The organism is Pajaroellobacter abortibovis (genome assembly GCF_001931505.1).
Lineage (GTDB): Bacteria > Myxococcota_A > Polyangia > Polyangiales > Polyangiaceae > Pajaroellobacter > Pajaroellobacter abortibovis.
Genome location: NZ_CP016908.1, coordinates 1,212,133 through 1,233,591, shown reverse-complemented (window position 1 = coordinate 1,233,591; position 21,459 = coordinate 1,212,133). Strand labels below are relative to the sequence as shown.

General features: G+C 47.2%; 20 protein-coding genes. 13 read left to right on the top strand and 7 right to left on the bottom strand.

Annotated elements, in window-relative coordinates; genetic code table 11:
• The first annotated feature begins 44 nt into the window (after window positions 1-44).
• Window positions 45-899 (top strand): hypothetical protein, encoded by an 855-nt coding sequence (locus tag BCY86_RS06165; RefSeq protein ID WP_075276954.1) that lies wholly within the window; start codon window positions 45-47, stop codon window positions 897-899.
• 24 nt (window positions 900-923) lie between these two features.
• Here BCY86_RS06165 and BCY86_RS06160 read toward each other — a convergent pair whose 3' ends face one another.
• The 4 genes from BCY86_RS06160 to BCY86_RS06145 form a co-directional block, all read right to left on the bottom strand.
• A complete protein-coding gene (locus BCY86_RS06160) occupies window positions 924-1,904 on the bottom strand; it encodes a hypothetical protein (protein WP_075276953.1) in 981 nt (326 codons plus the stop codon).
• A 126-nt stretch (window positions 1,905-2,030) separates the two neighbouring features.
• Window positions 2,031-3,116, bottom strand: coding sequence for a phosphatase PAP2 family protein (locus BCY86_RS06155; protein WP_075276952.1), 1,086 nt, complete (start codon window positions 3,114-3,116; stop codon window positions 2,031-2,033).
• A 15-nt stretch (window positions 3,117-3,131) separates the two neighbouring features.
• Window positions 3,132-3,446 carry a 2Fe-2S iron-sulfur cluster-binding protein gene (locus BCY86_RS06150; RefSeq protein WP_075277618.1) on the bottom strand — a complete coding sequence of 105 codons (315 nt, stop codon included), beginning with the start codon at window positions 3,444-3,446 and terminating at the stop codon, window positions 3,132-3,134.
• A 952-nt stretch (window positions 3,447-4,398) separates the two neighbouring features.
• A complete protein-coding gene (locus tag BCY86_RS06145) occupies window positions 4,399-5,070 on the bottom strand; it encodes an outer membrane lipoprotein carrier protein LolA (RefSeq protein WP_245776274.1) in 672 nt (223 codons plus the stop codon).
• On the opposite strand from BCY86_RS06145, the gene BCY86_RS10360 reads away from it, so the two are divergent.
• Window positions 5,045-5,236, top strand: a complete 192-nt coding sequence (locus BCY86_RS10360) for a hypothetical protein (RefSeq protein ID WP_245776280.1) — start codon at window positions 5,045-5,047, stop codon at window positions 5,234-5,236. The genes BCY86_RS06145 and BCY86_RS10360 overlap by 26 nt on opposite strands.
• Here BCY86_RS10360 and ruvC read toward each other — a convergent pair.
• Complete coding sequence (ruvC, locus tag BCY86_RS06140; RefSeq protein WP_083604345.1) at window positions 5,233-5,802, bottom strand: crossover junction endodeoxyribonuclease RuvC; 570 nt, start codon at window positions 5,800-5,802, stop codon at window positions 5,233-5,235. The genes BCY86_RS10360 and ruvC overlap by 4 nt on opposite strands.
• A 20-nt stretch (window positions 5,803-5,822) precedes the next feature.
• Complete coding sequence (locus tag BCY86_RS06135; protein WP_075276950.1) at window positions 5,823-6,572, bottom strand: YebC/PmpR family DNA-binding transcriptional regulator; 750 nt, start codon at window positions 6,570-6,572, stop codon at window positions 5,823-5,825.
• 225 nt (window positions 6,573-6,797) lie between these two features.
• On the opposite strand from BCY86_RS06135, the gene mdh reads away from it, so the two are divergent.
• The 6 genes from mdh to dapE all read left to right on the top strand — a co-directional run bounded on the left by mdh (window position 6,798) and on the right by dapE (window position 12,358).
• Window positions 6,798-7,742 (top strand): malate dehydrogenase, encoded by a 945-nt coding sequence (gene mdh / locus BCY86_RS06130; protein ID WP_083604344.1) that lies wholly within the window; start codon window positions 6,798-6,800, stop codon window positions 7,740-7,742.
• A gap of 54 nt (window positions 7,743-7,796) precedes the next feature.
• Window positions 7,797-9,008, top strand: a complete 1,212-nt coding sequence (sucC, locus tag BCY86_RS06125) for an ADP-forming succinate--CoA ligase subunit beta (protein WP_075276948.1) — start codon at window positions 7,797-7,799, stop codon at window positions 9,006-9,008.
• On the top strand, window positions 9,005-9,895 hold the full coding sequence (gene sucD / locus BCY86_RS06120) for a succinate--CoA ligase subunit alpha (protein ID WP_075276947.1): 891 nt from the start codon (window positions 9,005-9,007) through the stop codon (window positions 9,893-9,895). Before sucC ends, sucD begins: the two co-directional genes overlap by 4 nt.
• 1 nt (window position 9,896) lies before the next feature.
• Window positions 9,897-10,325: a nucleoside-diphosphate kinase gene (gene ndk, locus BCY86_RS06115; RefSeq protein WP_075276946.1), complete on the top strand. Its 429-nt coding sequence runs from the start codon at window positions 9,897-9,899 to the stop codon at window positions 10,323-10,325.
• A gap of 5 nt (window positions 10,326-10,330) precedes the next feature.
• Complete coding sequence (locus BCY86_RS06110) at window positions 10,331-11,194, top strand: 2,3,4,5-tetrahydropyridine-2,6-dicarboxylate N-succinyltransferase (RefSeq protein ID WP_172824820.1); 864 nt, start codon at window positions 10,331-10,333, stop codon at window positions 11,192-11,194.
• 69 nt (window positions 11,195-11,263) lie between these two features.
• Window positions 11,264-12,358, top strand: a complete 1,095-nt coding sequence (gene dapE / locus BCY86_RS06105; RefSeq protein WP_075276945.1) for a succinyl-diaminopimelate desuccinylase — start codon at window positions 11,264-11,266, stop codon at window positions 12,356-12,358.
• Window positions 12,359-12,631: 273 nt separating this feature from the next.
• On the opposite strand, the gene BCY86_RS06100 is transcribed toward dapE, so the two are convergent.
• Window positions 12,632-13,000: a hypothetical protein gene (locus tag BCY86_RS06100; RefSeq protein ID WP_075276944.1), complete on the bottom strand. Its 369-nt coding sequence runs from the start codon at window positions 12,998-13,000 to the stop codon at window positions 12,632-12,634.
• Window positions 13,001-13,110: 110 nt separating this feature from the next.
• Between BCY86_RS06100 and BCY86_RS06095 the strand changes: the two genes are divergently transcribed.
• The 5 genes from BCY86_RS06095 to purF all read left to right on the top strand — a co-directional run bounded on the left by BCY86_RS06095 (window position 13,111) and on the right by purF (window position 21,305).
• A complete protein-coding gene (locus tag BCY86_RS06095) occupies window positions 13,111-14,232 on the top strand; it encodes a glycosyltransferase family 4 protein (RefSeq protein ID WP_075276943.1) in 1,122 nt (373 codons plus the stop codon).
• Between the two features lie 63 nt (window positions 14,233-14,295).
• Entirely contained in the window at window positions 14,296-17,046 is a 2,751-nt protein-coding gene (alaS, locus tag BCY86_RS06090; RefSeq protein WP_245776210.1) for an alanine--tRNA ligase, read from the top strand.
• A 256-nt stretch (window positions 17,047-17,302) separates the two neighbouring features.
• On the top strand, window positions 17,303-19,018 hold the full coding sequence (locus BCY86_RS06085) for an FHA domain-containing serine/threonine-protein kinase (protein ID WP_075276941.1): 1,716 nt from the start codon (window positions 17,303-17,305) through the stop codon (window positions 19,016-19,018).
• 88 nt (window positions 19,019-19,106) lie between these two features.
• Window positions 19,107-19,793 (top strand): hypothetical protein, encoded by a 687-nt coding sequence (locus BCY86_RS06080; RefSeq protein WP_075276940.1) that lies wholly within the window; start codon window positions 19,107-19,109, stop codon window positions 19,791-19,793.
• 54 nt (window positions 19,794-19,847) lie between these two features.
• On the top strand, window positions 19,848-21,305 hold the full coding sequence (gene purF / locus BCY86_RS06075; protein ID WP_275935819.1) for an amidophosphoribosyltransferase: 1,458 nt from the start codon (window positions 19,848-19,850) through the stop codon (window positions 21,303-21,305).
• Window positions 21,306-21,459: the final 154 nt, after the last annotated feature.

Below are 21,459 nucleotides of genomic sequence, written 5' to 3'. Positions count from 1 at the left end.
GCCTGAAGGTTGGGCTAATATTGTGCTGGTTAGGATGTCATCATATGGTGCCTCCTCCTTCTTTTCGGATTCCCACAGCAATCGATGCGATGAAGCGGTTGGAGGTGAGCCAGAGCTGTATTAAGGGATTGCAAGCGGAGGCAAAGATCGATCATTTTGGTAAGGGTGGTCGTTTTCGTGGAGTGATGATGGTGTATGCGGCACCCAAAGCCCGCCTCCGGATGGATGTATTGAGTCCCTTTGGAACGAACATGGCCACATTGACCAGTGATGGGCGTCAATTCCAGGTGTTCGACCTTCAAGAAAGCCGCTTTTTTCAAGGGTTAGCAACGGCCTGCAATCTCGCTCAGTTCACCGGAGTTGAGTTGGAAGAGGATGTCTTTGTCCATCTGTTGCTCGGCACTTCTTCTGTTCTTTATCCCCAGAAAGTGAAGGAAACTTCAATCCAATGGGTGTCCAAAGGTTTTTATCAAATCGTCCTTGCTGATGGGGAAGGGAATACACAGGAATTAGAGGTTGCTCCAAAGCCTTCCGATCGAACAAAACCATGGCAAGAACAGCAACTGCGTGTATTAGCTGTTCGGGTGAAACAGGGACAGCGGATTCTTTATCAAGCGACATTTGCTGATCATACGATCCCAGCTCATGATCGTACGTTGGATCAACAAGAAGGAGAAGATATGACTTCTCTTGCGCAAAAGCTTGCCGTCTGTAGGGCAGAGATCCCTTATCGCATTCACCTCGAAGTCCCCGCTCAGAAGCAAGATATTCTCATTCGCTATGATAGCGTTCTTTGGAATCCGGTACTGAATGCAAACGTCTTCGTTCAGCGCCCTCCGTTCGGTCTTCTGCCGCAGGAAGTCACTTGCAATCAGGATAGAAGGAGCAAAGCGAGGTAAATTTTCTTATACCTAGATATTATTTTAGGGGGACATTAGTTGGTGTGCGATTGAAAGAGCGATCTCACGTGCTTTTTCCAGTTGAGTGACAGGTAGCGTAATTGCCCCTACAACGGGATGACCACCCCCTCCATAACGTTCACAGATCTTGGCAATATTATGGTTTCGTTTCGCGCCACACCATGGATTGAATCCGATTGAAATTTTGCATTTCGATGAGGAAACACTGAGCAGCACCGAATACATGCTTGAAGGGAAGAGGGCATACGTCACAAACTTACCGACTGTCTCGAGAAGAGCATGACTGAGATCTACAAAAACGACCCCTTTTTGTTCTTGCGCTCGTTCCCTGATCAAATGGATGAATGCGTTGTGCTTCTCTTTGAGGGGTCGATAGGCTTCTGCGATTTCTGTGGAACACGCCACTTGGTTGAGAGGTTCTTCAAGTAGCCTGGGGATCATAGATTGCAAAAAATGATCGTCTGCCATCTGTTCTATCACAGTCATGAGTTGTAGAACAGGCTCCTTACGTTCAACAGCCATTTGGGCGTTGGGAAATGCAGCGCGATCAATTTGATCTGCCCATGCGATCAATTCTGTGAGAGGAGTAAAATCAAAATTGAAAAGCGTTGCGCCCACTTCGGCAATCAGTTTGGTGCACGATCCATAAGCGGTGTCATGGAACATCTTTCTGCTTCGGTCTGGATGATTGATGACATGCGCTTCGTAAGTGGTTCGATCAAGCGGTGTGGGAAACGCGCTTGTATGGTGATCAAAGTACCAGGTTAACTGCGGAGAAGAGCTGAACCTAAAGTCTAGGATTGCATTAACATCTCCTGACAGAAGAGAGGGGAAAACCCCATCAAAATCAGGATCGTAACTAGCTGCGTAATACTTAAATTGCAGTTGTTCGTTTGGATAGAGATGCTCAAAAAAACGAGTGAAGACCGCAGCAGAGGCTATACCATCAAAGCAGTGACCATGAGTCACCACGACCACTTGCATAAAAACTTACTTCTCCCCTCTCAAGCGCTTGTTAAATGCATCCAGCAAGACCACTTTGTACCACTTCCTTGTAGTTGAGATGAAGATGCTTTGTCAAGGAATTTGCTCTGGTGTTGGTTAGCTCTCTTATTCGTGTGTTGCAGATAGACTGGGCTGATGGAGAGGGAGAGGGAGGCCGTGCAAAGGGATGAACACGCTTTGCAGGCCAAGGTGTTTGCGTCGCTTTTCTTCCCATTGCGATATCCACTTAGCAAGGGCGTTGGAGATGGTAGCCAGTAGAATTCCTGCAAGAATATCAATTAAATAATGCCATCGGAGAAACATCGTGGCGATGATGATCTGGGTCGTAAAAAAGGCAACGATCAACCATGTGTATTTAAAAGGATGAAGGTGTCGGTATTGAAAAGAAAAAAGAGTGAAGAACAGAGGGGCAGCTGTATGTACGCTTGGAAAAATATCTTTCTGAGCTCCCCCTGTACTGACAGCCGATTGAACCAGTTTCCAGAATAGCCCTCCTTCTAACGGGTGTGTAAAATAATCAGCCAAGTAGCGATAAGGACCATATCCGGGAACGACCAAATAGAGTACGTGGCCTATGCAAAAGACGAGGCACACCCCGAGTGAAAAATGGGTCAGCAGAGAAGTCCGATTCGATACAAAGACAAAGGGCAAGATGTGCGTGGCCAAAAGGAGAAAGTGACTAAAATAAAAGAAAGCAAACCATTCTGTCGTTGAAGGGGTAATGAAGCGATCCCATAGAAGGGTGGGTTCCATGTGGAATAGTTTCATATCGAGTGCAAAGATGTCTCCATCTGCAGCGTGAGAAGTAACAGTGGGAAGAATGTCTCTCAATTGAAAGTAAGAGAGGAACACGACCCCGAAAATAAGTAGTCGGTAGATCAACGCATGGCTACGCCCTTTTTGACCCGATAAGCCTCGAATAAAAATGAGCCCTAACCAGAGAGACACTAGATCGAGAGCAGCGTGCCGTATACTAACTGCGCGATGTGAGCCTGTTCCAAGAATGGATGCGATGAGAAGAATGGACAAGTAGCAGGTGATCAACCAGTCTTGGAAGGCCATGTTGTACAGAAATCGAAGTATCCAACCTGATAAAGAAAGAGGAGGTGTGAGAGACGAAGGTGAGGTTGTGAGAGTCCGTGCTGTCACAGAGGGAAGCGAGGGAGAGGGATCAAGATAGGGATGGGACATATTCAATGAGACCGATTATAGCTTGATTTCTTCGACAATGGGTTGGATACAAACAGCATTATTGCCTGGCATGATCTCAATGCAACATGCGAGCCGATGGTTGGGAAGAGCATCAAAAATATCGAGTAGATCTTGCTCTTGTTTAGAAGGAGGGAGCAATTGATCGAACCCTTCTAGAACGCTAACGCGGCAGATCCCGCAGCTGGCCGCTCTACAAGAAAAAGGAACACTTGCCCTATGCTCATCACAGAGATCCATCAATCTCCCTCCCTCAGGGGCTTCTATTGCTAGAGGAAGGACATCGGAAGCAACAATTGTAACATGCGGCATGATCAAATTAACTGTAAATATAACATGAAATAACGTTAGGCATGTCGAAAAAGAAGGATTATGTTCTGCGCGTGGCATCGCATGAAGCGCTACCGCGCTTGTAGCATGGAAATGAGGGCGAGCCTGTGATGCTCGTCCTAAGAAACGGAAAGGGGATTGTTGAACAGCTTGGCAGACGATTTCGTCAGCTCTTCTCTTTCTCTTAAAGCTTCGTTTTTTATTGCAGAATCAGTTATGAGGAGGAGGTAAGGCTTTGGTTTCATGGCGCGTGTGAAACTTTTAAACACCTGCGTGGACTCTTTTTTCTATTTGCTTCGCGCATGGGTGTGAGAGAGATTGGAAAACCAGTCTCTCGATCCAATCTTGCTCTGTTTAGAGCTCCTTGAATCGAGAAATAGCCGTCGCAAGTGCAATGCATGATGTACAGCATAGCTATAGGTGGCTACGTAAAGTTAGAGAGGTGATCATGGTGTCGATAGAAAAGGAGGGGACTCTCTTTGGAGTTCGAGCATCTTCTTGAGAGATATGAATGAAGGGATATGGCTTGGGGACACGCTTTTTTTGAAATCAAACAAGCGCTGATTGTATTCGGTCGATTTCTGATAAAAGAGTTGGGTGGGATATCCGGCTGCAAGGTGTGGGCTTATTTTTTCTTCAGCGGTATCCGGTCGCCGGCGACTTGTTTAATAAGATCGCACTTAATATAAGAAATAAATCAGATTGAGGAATAAAGACATGTGGAACTTGCCTTCGTTTGCCTGCGTGCAGAGGCGAAAGCAACGACTGTTTCGCTCGCTTTGTGGAACATCTGCCAGACAATATGCGCCGGTCGCACCTTGCTCCAAGTGAGCTCTATAGCGAGAGGATTGAGATCCGTGTCCCATCTCGACAGAATGCTTCATAGTAGCAGGACGCTTTTGGATCTTTCTTATGACTAAGTGGGGGGCTTGCCTTATGGAGCACTTCTACAAGGGGAGAAGTGTGCTTGGCATCCCCTTTTGATATCCCCTCCCAGATTGGATAGAGCGTGTCGATGGGGAGACATGTGACTTTTTTTACTCTTGGGATTGTTAGGAAGTGGCTTTTGTTGTTTGCTGTTGGAAGGATGGGTTGCTGTAGCAGGCAATTCAAAATGTTTTGGATTGAGGGGTGGATTGATGGTCGGGTTCTCAAAGTCAAAACTGTTGGTGTTTCCTTGAACATCATGAATAGCGACACGTCGGATCTGAGATGTTTTCCGATCGATGAAGAAGAAAATTTGCTGATAAGCAGCTGTGCTCTTTTGGGGAGTTCCGATCAGGATGATACCTCCTGGAAAACGATGGCTTTCCCCTTCTTGAAATTCGAAACGCATCGAGTTTGCCAGTTTCCCTTCTCCCGTGAGAAAAGAAAGCACCATTGTATAGGAAGGATCTAAAGGGGGGTATTCCGTGATTTTCTTGTCATCAGCTTCATAGATAAATAGCTTTTTCCCATTGGAAAGAATTTCTCGACGATTGGGCTTATGGTAAATCCATCTCATGTTTCCAGGCTTCATAAAGAAAACTTCTCCAGAAGCTACCTTGGTTTTGGGGTAAACTTTAGTGGTGCTTTTTTGGGTGAATCTACTCGAGAAAGACGATATATTTGCGTATAAGCGCTCTATTTTTTCTACCCAGTACTGTGCAGTAGATTCAGAGGAAAAAGATAAAGCTTCCTTAGAAGGCACAGATGCCTTTACGGCCTGTTTTCCAGAAAATAGAATTAAAACGCCGATCCAACGAATAAAACAACGAATTCGCATTGTCTAGCTCCTCTGAGGCCATCGGGCTCGGGTTGATTTTTTTTCGATGGCAGCATTTGAATGTGTAGAGAACATATTCTGCAAATCGGGTTCGGGTTGGAGGTTGAACAACGTGTTTTGAAGGTGGGTAATCGCTACTGCTAATGCATCGGAAGCGTCGAAAGCAGGTGCCTCTGAAAGACCTAGAAACGCTTTAATCATATGGGCAACTTGCTCCTTTTCCGCATCTCCCTTGGTGGTGATCGTTCGCTTCACAAAAGCGGGGGGATATTCTGCGATAGGGATGCTTGCACGGGCGCAGACGAGTAGACCGACTCCTCGTGCGTGACCGAGCTTGGCGGCTGATTGGGCGTTTTTTGAGAAAAAGATACTTTCTACGCTTGCGCAAGAGGGCTGATAGCGCTTAATCACAGCGGATAAAGCACTTTCAATGTGGACCAATCGCTCAGCAAAATCCCCTTCTTTTGGTGTGCGAATGACTCCATGGGCTTGATGCAGAAGGTGTGTCCCCTTTCGGGCAACAACCCCCCATCCGAAATAGCGAGAACCAGGATCTAAGCCGAGAACTACCACGATGTTAAAAGAAATCAACTTTATGAAGTCATCCGATGGACTTCTTCGTCGTCGATGTCGAAATCAGAAAAAACATGCTGTACATCATCGTGATCTTCGAGCAATTCAATGAGGGCAATCGCGAGCTCAGCGTCACGTTCTTTAAGGAGCTTGCGATTCTTAGGGAAATAGGCCACAGATGAGTTTTTGACAGCAATCCGCATATCTTCTAATGCTTCCACCACTTTATTCAACCAATCCGGTCGCGTTAGAATGTGCCATTCACTGCCACCATCCTCGTAATCATCTCCATTAGCTTGGACTACCAAATCCATCAGATGGTTTTCTGGAATCGTTCCTTTTTCAAGGGCGATGGTCCCTTTCCGTTCAAACGCCCATACTGCTGTGCCAACTCCTCCTAACGATCCGTGATGTTTCTCAAAAATTTTGCGTATTTCAGCGACTGTTCGATTTCGGTTATCAGTCGTCCCTTCTACTAAAAAAAGTGTACCTGAAGGTCCTGTGCCTTCATAAAAAACCTCTTCATATACGGCGCCTTCGATTTCTCCCGTACCACGTTTGATGGCGCGTTGAATGGTATCTGCTGGCATCTGTTGATCTTTTGCATTCGAGATGGCTCTTCTCAGCCTGGGATTACCGTTCAGATCCCCACCTTTCAGGCGTGCTGCCATCGTTATCTCTCGGATTATTTTGGTGAAGAGCTTGCCTCGCTTTGCGTCGTTAGCGCCCTTCTTGTGTCTGATTGTGGCCCATTTGGAATGGCCGCTCATGCAATTTCCTCCACTACTTCATTCACAGATAATTGTATTTTAGAAACACCACTAGCTAGTAGATTAGATGATTTTATTCAACTGTGGATTAATGGAAGTCTGTCATCATCCTCGAGCATTATTCAGGCCGGTAGGACGCTTTGGACTTGAGTTGATAAGGAGTTTAGTTTATATTCCTATGGAAAAATGTATCCACTCGCTTTTCTTCGAAGGGAGTTAGCAAGCATGTCAGGCCGAAAAAAAATAGGAATTGTTGGAGGGGGAAATATCGGAGGGGAATTGGCCCGTCTTTTTGCGAGCAGAGGGATGGGGGACGTTTGGTTGCTTGACATACCTGCTCGGGAGAAAATGGTTCAAGGGAAGGCCCTTGACCTTGAACAAAATGCTGCTTTGTTGGGGGATGATGTGTTTGTCCGAGGCACTTCCGATTGGGCTGAATTCAAAGGGGCAGATATCCTGATTGTGACTGCGGGGATACCCCGTAAGCCTGGTCAATCCCGTGATGACTTGGTGCTCGTCAACCTTCCGATCATTCGTGAGATTGCACAGCAGGCAAGGCAACATTGCCCCCATGCTTTCACAATCGTTCTGTCGAACCCTTTGGATGCTATGGTGTACGAATACAAGCGCGTCACTGGATTCCATCGCAGCCAAACTTTGGGGATGGCGGGTGTTTTGGATTCAGCTAGATTTCAATTGTTTCTGGCCCGTGAAGCGAATGTCAGCGTGAAAGATATCCGTGCTCTCGTGTTGGGTGGTCATGGAGATGATATGGTGCCTGTCGTCTCCGCGTGTACGATTCAAGGAATTCCTGTTACTCGCTTTATTCCTGAGGAGCGCCTCTCTTCGATCATTGAGCGTACACGAAAAGGGGGTGGTGAGATCGTCGGGCTGATGGGGACAAGTGCGTACTATGCGCCTGCTTCTGCAGCATTTACAATGGCAGCATCTTATTTACTCGATCAAAAAAGAGTGCTCTGTTGCGCGGCCTATCTTGAAGGAGAATACGGTTATCGAGATCTATTCATGGGGGTCCCTGTCGTGATTGGCAAGAAAGGTGTTGAGCAGATCGTCACGATTCCTTTGACCCCTCAGGAAGAGGCGATGCTTGCGAAGAGCGCAAAGAGTGTACAATCGGTACTTCAGGTTGTTCAGCAATCCCATTCGTGATGTGAGTGTTTAAGAAATGATGGATCGAAATCCATTGGAATTAGGAGTATTGCTTTGAAAATTCATGAATATCAGGCCAAGCAAGTCTTTGCACGCTACCAAATTCCTATTCCAGAAGGGCATGTTGTCTTTTCCCCTGAAGAGGCAGAGCGGTTTGCGCTCGCGCTTCAATCCGCCAAAGAAGCAGAGCATGGGATTGTTGTAAAGGCTCAGATCCATGCAGGAGGTCGTGGGAAGGGGGGTGGCGTTAAGGTGATTCGAGGGGGGTCGCATGAAGTCAAAGAATGTGCGGCAAAAATGCTAGGAATGCAGTTGATTACGCATCAGACGGGGCCATCTGGGCAGATGGTGCGCAGGCTTTATATTGAGCAAGGCTTACAGATTGAGCGTGAGCTTTATTTGGGGATCGTGCTCGATCGAGATTCTCACTGCATCGCTTTGATAGTCTCCGCAGAAGGAGGGGTGGAGATCGAAAAAATGGCGGAGGAAACGCCAGATAAAATTCAGGTGCTGCATATCAATCCGTTGGTTGGGTTCTGTACTTATCAGGCGCGTCAGCTCGCTTTCAGCCTCAAGCTTAACCAACATGGTAAGCAGACCGTCGGTCAATTTATCCATTTGGTTACGCAACTCTTTCAGCTCATGGTCAAGGAAGATTGTGTGCTGGTGGAAATCAATCCCCTTGTGGTCACGCGAGCGGGTTCGATTGTCGCTTTGGATGCTAAGGTTAACACAGACGACAATGCGGAATGTCGCCACCCTGAGTGGAAAGAATGGCGCGACATTCATGAAGAAGATCCTCTTGAGCTCGAAGCAAAGAATGTAGGACTCAATTATGTATCTCTCAATGGGAACGTGGGATGTCTTGTCAATGGAGCTGGCCTCGCTATGGCGACGATGGACATCATCAAATATGTGGGTGCAAGCAAAGGTGTCTCTCCTGCTAACTTTCTCGATGTAGGCGGGGGTGCTAACCAAGGGCAAGTTGCTGCTGCTTTCAAAATGATCCTTGCTTCTCCGGAAGTGAAAGCCATTTTTGTCAACATTTTTGGTGGCATCATGAAATGTGATGTGATTGCGAGAGGCATTGTGGCTGCCGCTCAGGAAGTGGGTGTTAAGGTGCCCCTTGTTGTTCGTCTGGAAGGGACGAATGTGGAATTGGGAAGACAAGTTTTAGCTGAGAGTGGTTTTTCTGTTCTCCCCGCTACGACGATGGCGGATGGTGCTGAGAAGATAGTCAAGGCTGTTTGTGGAGAAGTACGATGAGTATTCTCGTGGGAAAAGAAACGCGCGTTCTAGTGCAAGGAATTACGGGTTCAGCTGGATCCTTCCACGCCTCTCAGATGATGGAATACGGCACTCAGGTGGTTGCTGGTTGCACTCCGGGGCGAGGTGGAGAGATATTTTTGGCAGCAGGCCGTTCTATTCCTGTGTTTGATACTGTCGCTGAAGGAGTGAAGCAGACAGGTGCAAATGCGACTGTGATTTTCGTTCCTCCACTGGGTGCAGCCGATGCAATCCTGGAAGCTTTCGATGCTCGGGTAGAGTTGGTGGTGTGCATTACAGAAGGGATTCCAGTCATGGATATGGTTCGAGTCCGCGGGGCGCTTGAACTTCTTAAAGATCAGATTCGCCTGATTGGTCCTAATTGTCCTGGCGTGATCACCCCTGCTGCATGCAAGATTGGGATTATGCCAGGTCATATCCACAAGCCCGGTCGGATAGGTGTCGTGTCGCGTTCTGGAACCCTTACTTACGAAGCTGTACATCAATTGACCTCGTTGGGTGTAGGACAATCCACCTGCATTGGAATCGGTGGGGATCCTGTAGGAGGGATGAATTTCGTCGATGTTCTTCAGCTCTTCCAAAATGATCCAGGTACTGATGGTGTGATTCTTATCGGTGAAATTGGAGGTGGAGCCGAAGAAAAAGCAGCCGAATTTATCGGGACCCATATGAATAAACCGGTTGCTGCATTTATTGCTGGAGCAACAGCCCCCTCAGGTAAGCGGATGGGGCACGCAGGTGCTATCATTGCTGGAGGGAGAGGGACAGCGGAGGAAAAAGTGAGAGCATTGCAATCTGCAGGGGTTAGTGTGGCTTCCTCCCCGAGTGAGATGGCTTCCACCTTAATGGCGAGGATGAAGGCGTAACATGTCGATTCAAAGAACCCTTTGTATTATTAAACCAGATGCAGTTTGTTGTCGAAAAACAGGCGCTATTTTAGCTCGTATTGAGGAAGCGCAATTTTCGATTCTTGGTCTTCGTAAAGTGTATTTGTCCAGGCGGATGGCGGAGCGATTTTACCATATCCACCGCGCTCGCCCTTTTTTTGGAGAGCTGGTTGATTTCATGACACGCTCCCCTGTGGTTGTTGCGGTGCTCGAAAAAGAGAATGCAGTGGTTGACTACCGAAACTTGATGGGAGCTACCGATCCGGCCAAAGCGGAAGAGGGGACCTTGCGCAAGTTATTTGGGACTGACATTGGGGAGAATGCAGTCCATGGGTCGGATTCTCCTGAAAATGCAGATCAAGAAATCCGTTTCTTCTTTGCTGAGTCTGATCTCTATTCATCGAAATAGTTCCAATGGATACGATTGCACAATCAGAAAAGATTCAACCGCTTATCCAAGCGGTTTATGATGATCGTTCTCTTCTTTCCGATCCTGCTTATGTCTCGGCCATCGAGCAAGCGATAGCTCTTGTCGATCTGGGGGAACTGCGGGTAGCTTCTCCCCCTCTCTATCCAGTTGGACAGGATAACAAGCAAAGAACACCGTGGACTCTCCGTCCTTGGGTGAAGCAGGCGATTCTTCTTTATTTTGCAATTCGTCAAATGGCTCATATCGAATTGGGTCCGTTTGAATATTTTGATAAAATCCCCTTAAAAAGTGGCTTACAACAATTAGGTGTGCGGCTTGTCCCTCCTGGTGTTGTGCGGTACGGTGCCTTTGTGGAGCCAGGTGCTGTTTTGATGCCCAGCTATGTCAATATCGGAGCTTGGGTGGGGGCTGGTACAATGGTTGATACGTGGGCTACAGTTGGCTCTTGCGCTCAAGTTGGGCGAGAATGCCATCTATCCGGTGGGGTAGGAATTGGAGGGGTATTGGAACCTGTCCAAGCTGAACCTGTGATTATCGAAGATGGGGTATTTCTCGGTTCTCGGTGTGTAGTCGTGGAGGGGGTTCATGTGGGTCGCGAGGCGATCATCGGTGCGGGGGTGATTCTTACAGCTTCTACGCTGATTATGGATGTTCGAGAATCCACATCTTTCTCTTATCGAAAATATATTCCGCCGCGCAGTGTGGTGATTCCTGGGATACGTGAGAAATCATTCCCAGGGGGTACATTTGGTGTTCCATGTGCTTTGATTATCGGTCAAAGGAATGAAGCGACGGATCGCAAAGTGAGCCTCAATGCGGCCTTGCGTGAGTTCTCTGTTCCTGTTTAATAAAAAGGCTTTTATCACCTCATCAAGTAGCTTGTTGTGAGCAGCAGATCGTAGAGGAAATCAACTGGTATGACCCCCGAACAGAGAGAACATCTTCATCAAACCCTTTTGTGGCTTTGTTCTATTCCTTCTCCTATTGGGGAGGAGGAGCGTCTATGTGAGGCTGTACATCATCGCCTCCAACAACTTCCGCTTCCCGAACCGATTCGCCGAATAGCCAACTCGTTAGTGGTTCCTCTGGTGAGGCATGGAAAACAAGAGGGGCAGCAAGCCCCTTTTCATATCGCTTTGGTAGGTCATTTAGATACCGTTCGAGCAGAGAATGGCCCTGCCCGCCTTGAGGGGGATCGATGTTTTGGATCAGGCTCCAGTGATATGAAAAGCGGTCTTGCAGTAATGATGACACTTGCAGAACGAATTGCTCTTTCAATGTTTGTGTACGACATTACACTTTTCTTTTATGCCCGTGAAGAAGGGCCTTATGCCGAGAATGAATTGGGCCTTGTACTCGAGCAGATCACAGATTTTCCCCCCATCGATCTCGCAGTTTGTATGGAGCCTTCAGATAACCGGATTCATCTAGGCTGCATGGGTTCTCTTCACGCGAGGTTGGAAGTTGAAGGGCGAAGTGCCCACAGCGCCCGCCCTTGGGAGGGGGAAAATGCTATTCTGAAAACGCTCCCGTTGCTTGAGGATCTAGCGCGTGTAGCACCCAAAGAATGCGTGGTGGATGGACTTACCTATCGGACAGTGACAAGCGTCACGCAAATTGCGGATGGTGGGCGAGGGCGGAACGTTATCCCCGATCGCCTTACTCTCAACATAAACCATCGTTTTCCTCCTGGAGTGAGTCTTGAGAAAGCAGAGCGTGAAGTCGTCAGTCTAGTGGCGGGAAGAGCTCGCATCAGCTGGATAGACAAGAGTCCATCAGCAATGCCTTACGCTGCTCATCCTCTTGTGCAAGCCCTTACAAAGTTGGGTGTACGTGGGATAGAACCAAAACAAGCATGGACAGATGTGGCTCGATTTGCAGCGAAAGGCATAGCGGCCATCAACTTCGGTCCTGGTGAAAATGCCCAAGCTCACCAAAAAAATGAATCAACTTCTTTAGTTCTCCTCGAAGAAAACTTTGTGTTGATGAGAAGGTGGCTTACAGCTCCATGAGGATTCATAAAAGGCTTTGTAGTAACGAATGCGGTGGAGACCGGCTTATGATTCCTGGTTTCTTACGAATCACGTTTTTTTCTGATGAGACGTCTAAGAACAAGCTGTTGGGAAGCTTGAGAAAACAATTCATCGGCGGAGCGGATATGGACGGAGGGTTGTAGCCTAGCTCGAGTTGAGTAGGGCTAGAACAATTCAAGATCTGCTTTTGATCATGATCGGAATTTTTAAACCTCTTGCTTGCAGGATAGTTAATAGAGCGTCCGCTTTTCATTAGGTTAAATAGCGTTTTGCGAATTCGCTTTGGTATTCATATTGTTTTGAGTTCATCAGTTCTTCCAGGTCGGGTTTAGCTTGTTGATTGAGGGAAGTGAAAGTGAGATCAATATAAAATCTGCTGAGCTTATGTTCCAGCTTGCTGATCGCGGAGAGAGAGGCGAGGGCGGTATCCAGATCCCTGTGAACCATTGAAGAGCGTACAGCCCGCTCTGGAGCTTTTTTTGCATTGTTGGGATCGATAGCATGAGAGAACAGATGTGGATTCAACACCTGAGGCTTTAAAATAACATTTTGTACAGTATTAACTCCCAAAAGATGGATTTTTGAGAAGACATCATCGTGATGAGGGGAGAGAGGTTTCAATGAGTCCTTTCCCTCAATGAAAATAGGAAAAGAAAAAGATGAATCAATTTTTAGTACTCAATAAATTTGATTTTACTTTTCAATTCGATGCTTTGGAATGCTAAAATGACATGAAGCCTCGCGTTCTCTTTATTTCAAAGCCGATTACTCCTCCTTGGAATGATGGATCGAAAAACTTGGTGCGGGATTTAGCCTCGCACCTTTCATTCGCTTCACCAACAGTGATGTCCTTTCGCGGAGTCCCTTTGCTGGAATCTCCTGTATCCATCGCAGATTTGGGTGACCCGCCAGAGAAACATGCGTCGCACTTATCGATTCAGTGGAGAGTGATGGGGTGCTTAGTGAAAGCGAGAGCCTTTCCTCTTTGGCATTTTGTATTCGCTCCTAATCTCGCTTCTTCCGTTGCTTCTCTCTGTGCTGTGAAATCGCAACGTTTGCTCGGTTGGAGTGGGAAAGTGGTCCAGACGGTGGCCAGTGCTCCTAAAACGTTTCGTAGTGTGCAACGGTTACTATTTGGGGATCAGATCATCGTGCTCAGCGAATGGATGCGTCATCGTTTCATGAGCGCTGGGGTTGATCCTCAACGCATGCATGTGATCCCTCCTTGTGCCGTTGCCCCTCCGCCCCCTTCGGAGGCAGAGATACAAGCTGTGCGCAGTCTTTACCAGTTGGAGAATGCGCCTGTGATTCTCTATCCAGGTGATTATGAGGTCTCACGGGGAGCAATCACTGTTGCACAAGCGGTCCCTCATATCTTGCGTGCCATTCCTGAAGCTCGAATTGTCTTTGCCTGTCGCCCAAAAACAACTGCCTATCCGCAAGCGCTTCAACGAATTCAGACATTGCTTGAACCTTGGAAACAGCAGGTGCGTTATATTGGAAACATACCCAATATGGCGGCTCTTCAAAAAGCTGCTTGTATGATTGTTTTTCCTGTTGATGATCTCTATGGCAAAGTGGATTTGCCTCTTGTATTGCTCGAGGCCTTGGCGCTCGGTACCCCTCTGATTCTTGCTAAGGAGGGTCCTTTAGAAACCATCGACGCAGCTCGTTTTGTGGCACCTCGGAATCCAGAGGCGCTGTCCAAAGAAGTGCTTTTCCTTTGTAACAATCAGTCAGAGCGGCAAGCTTTAATAGAGCAGGGAAGGGAGCTGTACACTTCTTCGTTTACCCCTGAAGTCGTCGCTCAGAAACATGATCAAATTTATGCTGCTTTAATAAAAGCAGAGTGATACATGGGAGAAAAAGAACATTCGTATGACTGCAAAAAAGCTGCGGAATGAGGAGGTATCAAAGTGGCTGTAACAGTTTCGACCAGTGCGGAACTACGCACTGCCTTCTTAAATTTTTTTCGATCGCAAGATCATCATATTTGTCCCAGTGCTCCTCTTGTACATTCTCATGATCCTACGCTAATGTTTACCAATGCGGGGATGGTCCCCTTCAAAAATGTGTTTGTGGGGAAAGAGCCTCCTCTTTTTAAACGTGTTTCGTCTTGTCAAAAGTGCATCCGAATCTCTGGTAAGCACAATGATCTTGAGAATGTGGGGATAACACCACGGCATCACACTTTTTTTGAGATGCTGGGAAACTTCAGTTTTGGGGATTACTTTAAAGAGGAGACGATCGTCTTTGCATGGGAGTTACTAACAAAAGTCTGTGCGCTACCTCCAGAGCGGTTGATGGTCACTGTGTTCAAAGGGGATTCTCAGATTGGGTTAGGGCCTGATCGAGAAGCTCAAGAAATTTGGAAGAAGGTCACAGGATTTTCGGAAAACAAGATCGTTGGCCTTGGATTAGAAGATAATTTTTGGCAGATGGGGGAGATGGGTCCGTGCGGCCCTTGCTCTGAAATCTATTTTTTCCTTGGGGATGATCCCGATCTAGGTCTGTTTGGAGCAGAGCTCGATTCTCGAGGGCGAGGTTGGGTAGAAATCTGGAATCTTGTGTTTATGCAGTTTGAACGGTCTTTTCAAGATGTTGTAGAAGGAGGCAAATTAGTTCTCAAGCGTCTTCCTGCTCCTTGTGTTGACACGGGTGCGGGTTTGGAGCGCCTTGCTGCGGTAGTGCAAGGAGTGCGGAGCGACTACGATACGGATATTCTAAGAGCCCTGATCAGAACAGCGGCTGATGTGACCAAGAGACCCTATCGAGGGGGCCAATCCGAAAACGATATTGCTCTCCGTGTGATTGCCGATCATGCTCGTACGGCAGCTTTTCTGATTGCAGAAGGGGTTTTCCCGGATCGCAGTGGAAGAGAGTATGTCCTTCGACGTGTAATGCGTAGGGCCATTCGGTATGGTCATCGAATGGGGATCCGATTCCCATTCTTCCACCATGTTACGCGCTCTGTTGTTCAGATGATGGGTCAGGATTATCCAGAGCTGGTAGAGCGTTCTCAGTTGATTGAAGAAGTGGTTACACAAGAGGAAACCCGTTTTCGAGAAACTCTGGAGCGAGGGCTCAAGCTTTTTGAAGAAGAAGTGATCGAAATAGGGGAACAAGGGGCTCCTGTTCTCTCTGGAAAGGTAATTTTTAAACTGTATGATACCTATGGTTTCCCTTACGATCTCACCAAGTTAATGGCTAGTGAGCGTGGTATTGGATTGGATGAACAGGGATTCAGAGAAGAACTGGAAGCTCAGAGAAAGCTTAGTGAAGGCTCTAAAGTGGGAGAGAGAGCGATTGATGAAGTATGGAGGGAGGTGCTTACGCAAGTTACTGCTTCATTTCAGCAAGGTGTTTATTTTACAGGTTATGATAGCGAAGAAGGGGAAGCTTGCGTGCTTGCCCTTGTCGCAGGGGGACGGCGGGTCGATTCTCTTGTTGAAGGGGAAGAGGCGGCTTTGATTGTGGACAAAACACCGTTCTATGGTGAGTCAGGGGGCCAAGTGGGGGATCGTGGGCAGGTAAGCAGAGAGGAATCTTCCTTCTTATTTGAAGTGGAGGATACGCAAAAGCCGCTCAGTGGTCTTATTGTGCAGTGGGGGAAAGTCAAATCGGGGAAAGTTCAAGTGGGTGAACGTGTCTCGCTACGAGTGGATCCTGCGCGTCGGAGAGCGATTCAGCGCCATCACTCAGCAACGCATCTTCTTCATTGGGCGCTTCGACATATACTCGGCGATCGTGCAACTCAAAAAGGGTCGTGGGTTGGTTCGGAGCGGCTTCGTTTTGACTTTGCCTATGGAAAAGCGCTGACTCATGAACAACTTGCTCAAGTGGAAAAGTTAGTCAATCGCAAGATATTGGATGCAGCCCCTGTGACAACAGAAATCCTTTCTATGGAGCAAGCTAAGGCAAAAAGAGCGATTGCCATTTTTGAAGAAAAATATGGGGATCGTGTTCGAGTGGTCGGTATGACGGGTGATTCCATTGAATTGTGCGGTGGTACACATGTTCGATCCCTTGGAGAAATCGGTTTTTTTAAAATAATCAGTGAACGAGGCGTTGCAGCGGGTGTGAGGCGCATCGAAGCAGTGGCAGGTGAACATGCGCTTGCATATATCCAACAAATGGAAGGCAGGATCCTTTCGCTGGCCTGTTTATTTCGGAGTACTCCGGATGAAAAGGTAGTGAGTAAAGCAGAAAAGCTGTTGGAGCACAATCGAAGATTAGAACGAGAGATAAGTGAATTGCGTCGTTCGGTTGCACTGATGCAGACGTCGTGTGGAGGAGATTCAAATCAGTCGGGAATTGAATCGATGCTGGTCAATGCAAGGACAATCCAAGGCGGAAAAGCACTTGCTGTCCGTACCTCAATCGCACATTCTGCGACGCTTCGTGAGCTCGCAGAGAGGGTGCGGGATAAACTGGGAGAGAGTGCAGTGCTTGTGAGTGGCACAAATGGGAACAAGGTATCTCTAGTGCTAGTTGTCTCTCCTTCTTTGACTTCTCGTTACCGAGCAGGGGAGATGATCAAGCCGGTTGCACAAATGGTAGGTGGTTCTGGCGGTGGTCGGGTGGATATGGCTCAGGCAAGAGGGGTGGATGTTGAGAAATTGGATGAAGCTTTTGAGAGATTTTATATGGAATTGCAATCGTTTTAGTTGATTATCCCAGGCCAACTCAGTACAGGATCGTCTGTACATGATAGCTCGAGTGGTGTTAGAATAAGTTATTAATTTCCAAGTAGGGGTGTGCCTTTCATAGTACTATGCTTAAATTCTCAATTTGTCAGTGCTTGAATACAATTTGCTTAAGTAATTCGGTTGAGAACTGTAAAAGTAAATTATAACTAGCGATTGGCAGAGTGAAAAAAAACAAGGATAGTGTGAGTTGGAGGGATATGCGCTTAGAGTTTCAATGAACAATGTAAAGCGAGGCCTATCATCCCCTATTGTGCCGGGGACTATTATCAATGACCGTTATGATGTCCGTCAAAGCCTTGGTAAAGGTGGAATGGGAGAGGTCTTGCTTGCATATGACCGGACCACTCAGCAGCCTGTTGCATTGAAAATCGTGCGCAAGGATTCGCGCATGCCTGGGGACGACGAAGCATTGCGTCAAGAATTACTTCTTGCTCGCTCGGTAAGTCATCCTAATTTTTGTAGAGTGCACGATCTGGTCCCTTCCCCTTATGGACCTATTTTAGTGATGGAGTACATCACTGGTCAAACTTTGCATGTGCACATTCGCAAGAAGAAAGCTGAGGGGGGATATAAGATAGATGAATTCCGAAAAATCGCTCATGAAATTGCTGCGGGAGTCGCTGCAATTCATGCTCAGGGTCTTGTCCACGGAGATTTAAAACCTGGAAACGTGATGATTACATCTACTGCGGAGGGTGGGTTGGGAAAGGCTGTTGTCGTTGATTTTGGGTTCGCAAAAGAACGCGCCCGCTCGTTAGGTCGGCGTCCGGGAGCCCCGCCTGATGGAGGGACTCCCAATTATATGTCTCCTGAGCGTATCCGTTCGGGTGGAGCTTCTCAGGAGGATGATGTCTACGCTCTCGGGCTTGTACTTTTCGAGATGTGGACTTGCCGTGTTCCCGAGCCTGGCTACCGGCCAGATCAAAAGCCTTTGCGACAACAAATTACGTTTGATATCCCTTCAGGTCTGTCTGTTGATGAAGTCAGGCAAGTGTTCCGTTGCCTTATGGAAGACCCACAGCAGCGGTTGGCGGCTCGCCATATCCGATTTTTTAATCCCGTTGCCTTTACCAACAACCAAATTCAGATATTTCGAGAGCGGATTGATCCTGGCCCTCCACCTGGCCGTGGAGCTACTTTTCAATTTATTCCTTCTCAATATGGGCTTTTAGCTACGTTTGCTAGCAATGCGCCTGACTTCGTGGGGGAATATATTCCACTTGTAAAGCCTCAACTGATGCTAGGGCGCCGCTCAGAAAATCAGATTGTTGTTCCCGAAGCTACGGTTAGTGGTTCTCACGCGCGGATCCGCTGGTCAGCTGGCTCTTGGCTGATCGAGGATCTGGATTCCACCAATGGAACCTATGCGGATTATAGCTACGATAGGAAGAAGCAAGTCAATGTGATGCATGGCGGTGAATTTCAAGTGGGGGAACTTCGCTTCAAACTGGTCTCTTTCAGTAAAGATAGCATCTCGCATACAAGAGCTCGCCAATATCTTTCACGACGAGATGGGCTGACGGGGCTGTTACATCGACACCATTTCTTAAAGGCGCTTGAGGAAGAACTTGCTTTTTCCAAATGGATAGAGTCGTTGTTGACGATTGCGCGTTATGAACTAAAAGGTCCTGAGCGTGAGAATAAAGATAGACCTGCAATCCTCGAAATGCTCGGTCTTCGTCGAGCTGCTGCACGTGTCATTGAATTGACGGATCTGCTTCTGCTCTCTTTAATTACAGTTACTGCTGGTAGAACCGGTCCTCTTTCTTTTGCGATTGCGATGGTAGGGCCCGGGTCTCAAGAGGCTAAGAATCTGGTAGAGCAGGTGGTTGCTCAGGTGCAGGGGATGTTGCCTTCTGGTCTTGAGCTGGTTGCGTCCATCACTCGATATGAATCAGGAACTTCTTTAGAGGAACTTATCCGTTCGTAATCTTGGATGCGTTCACAATTTTCTTTTTTCTTCCTGGAATAAGGCTAGGCCCGTTCATTGATTTTTACAGGTGTAATAGGCTTGACAGATGAAAAGGCGTTCAGAGAGAAAGGATGATTTTTCTTCGGTTTGCTTGAGTCGACCTTCTCGTTGGATGATGATAGCCGCATTGATGGGGGGAATGGTGATGGTGGTTGCCCCTCAGTGGAAGCAGTTCGCTTCTTTCTTTTTTTCGAAAAGTAACCAGGAAGAAGAATTTTCTGCTTCTCTTAACACGCTTCCCCCTTCGGATAAAGCAGGTTCTGCTTCGACGATCTCTTCTCCTGGGAAAAGAGCTATAGAGAACTCGTTAGCTTCTGTTGTTCCTTTCACGGTGGAAGTGATCTCTTGTCACGACCGGGGCCTTCGAAAGACGATCCCTAAAAATTGTGATCGTCTTATCCGTGTAGAGCAGATCCTGAACAGTGCTCTCACCAATGTAGGCTGTACGCTCCCGCTTCAGGAGCAAGGATTCCTTCAGGTCGATATTCGTTTTTTGCGATTGAAGCAGCCAGTTCAAGTCGCTATTTCAAGCTCTCTCGATAAAATGACCTATCCCCCTACGCAACTGGCTCGTTGCAGGGCGATGATTGAAAAAGCGCTCTCTTCTGAGTTGGCCAAGATCCCCCATCAGCATGAGCATTATAAATTGGCAATACGCTCTCTCCCAACGCGTGTATCTCATTCTTTACTTTCTGATGTTGGGAGACCAAAACACTCTTTCTCTGCTTTATGATGAATGATTGTTACTTTCATTAAAGAAACGTTTTTTGATCTATATATTAAGTAGGTGAATATTTTGATCGAGTCTCAATTGACGCTTTGTACAACCGATCGTTTTCATGATGCATGTGGAGTCTTCGGCATCTATTCTCATCCAGAAGCTGCCACCATGACCTATTTAGGACTTCATGCGTTGCAGCATCGTGGTCAGGAATCTGCTGGGATTGTTACAGCCGATGGAAATCAGTTCTTCATTCATCGCTCTATGGGGCTTGTCCAGGATGTATTTAATCGAAACCGTCTTGTTCAGTTGAAGGGGAGTGCTGCAATTGGTCATGTGCGCTATTCTACTTCAGGGGGTTCCTCTCTTAAAAACGCTCAACCTTTTGCAGTGGAATATGCTCATGGTTCGCTTGCTGTCTGTCATAATGGAAACCTAATCAACGCTGAGGAAATCCGAGAAGAACTGGAGGCGGTTGGATCGCTCTTTCAATCGACTTCCGATACAGAGGTTCTTGTGCATTTGGTGGCTCGCAGTCGAGAGTCGACCTTTGAAGATCGCATTGCGGATGCGCTTGATCGCGTGCAGGGAGCTTACTCCCTTTTGTTTTTAACGGATAATGCATTGGTAGGAGTGCGTGATCCGTTTGGGATCAGGCCTCTTTGCTTAGGAGCTTTTGCTGGGAATCCTCAAACATTTGTATTTTCAAGTGAACCCAATGCGTTTGAGCTAATTGGGGCGAACCATATTCGGGATGTCGAGCCTGGAGAAATGGTGATCACAGATCAGCAAGGTCTTCGTTCGATTTTCCTTAAAAGACCCTCTCAGAAAAAGTTATGTGTTTTCGAATACATTTATTTTGCTCGACCTGATTCTTCTTTACATGGACGTGTTGTCTATGAAGTTCGGAAGGCGTTGGGGCGGACTCTTGCTGAAGAGTATCCTGTCGATGCAGATGTGATCGTGCCTGTACCTGACTCTGGCCTCCCTGCTGCTATCGGATATGCAGCTACTTTAAAAATCCCTTTTGAAATGGGACTTATCCGCTCTCACTATGTAGGACGCACTTTTATCGAACCTCAGCAATCAATCCGCCATTTCGGAGTGAGATTAAAGCTGAGCCCTGTTCGCAAACTCCTTGAGGGGAAACGGGTGGTTCTCGTCGATGATTCCTTAATTCGAGGGACTACAGCTCATAAGATTGTGGAGATGGTGAGGCAAGTGGGAGTTAAAGAAGTCCATCTGCGTATTTCAAGTCCACCTACTCGGTGGCCTTGCTATTACGGGATCGATATGCCCAATCGGGAGGAATTGATTGCAGCGCAAGCTTCTATTGAGGAAATCCGAGCTTTTCTTCAGGTTGACTCTATTCAGTATTTATCCCTAGAGGGAATGGCGCGTGCAGTAGCAGGAGCTCAAGGGGATCCTAACAGTTTCTGCCATGCCTGTTTTTCTGGAGATTACCTTTATCCGGTTACTTCTTCTCCCAGTCAGAAGCGGCAGCTCAGGCTCGTTGGCTTATGAATTTATTTCATTTATGAAATAAATTTCATATTTTCCTTTCAACTATGAAAAAACTGGATCACAATTTTCGGAAAAATTAGTTATTTTATGATTGGCATTGTTTTAGCATGTGGCGAAGTGAAGGCGCTGTATAGGTTGGCTCTCCCCCCCCCCC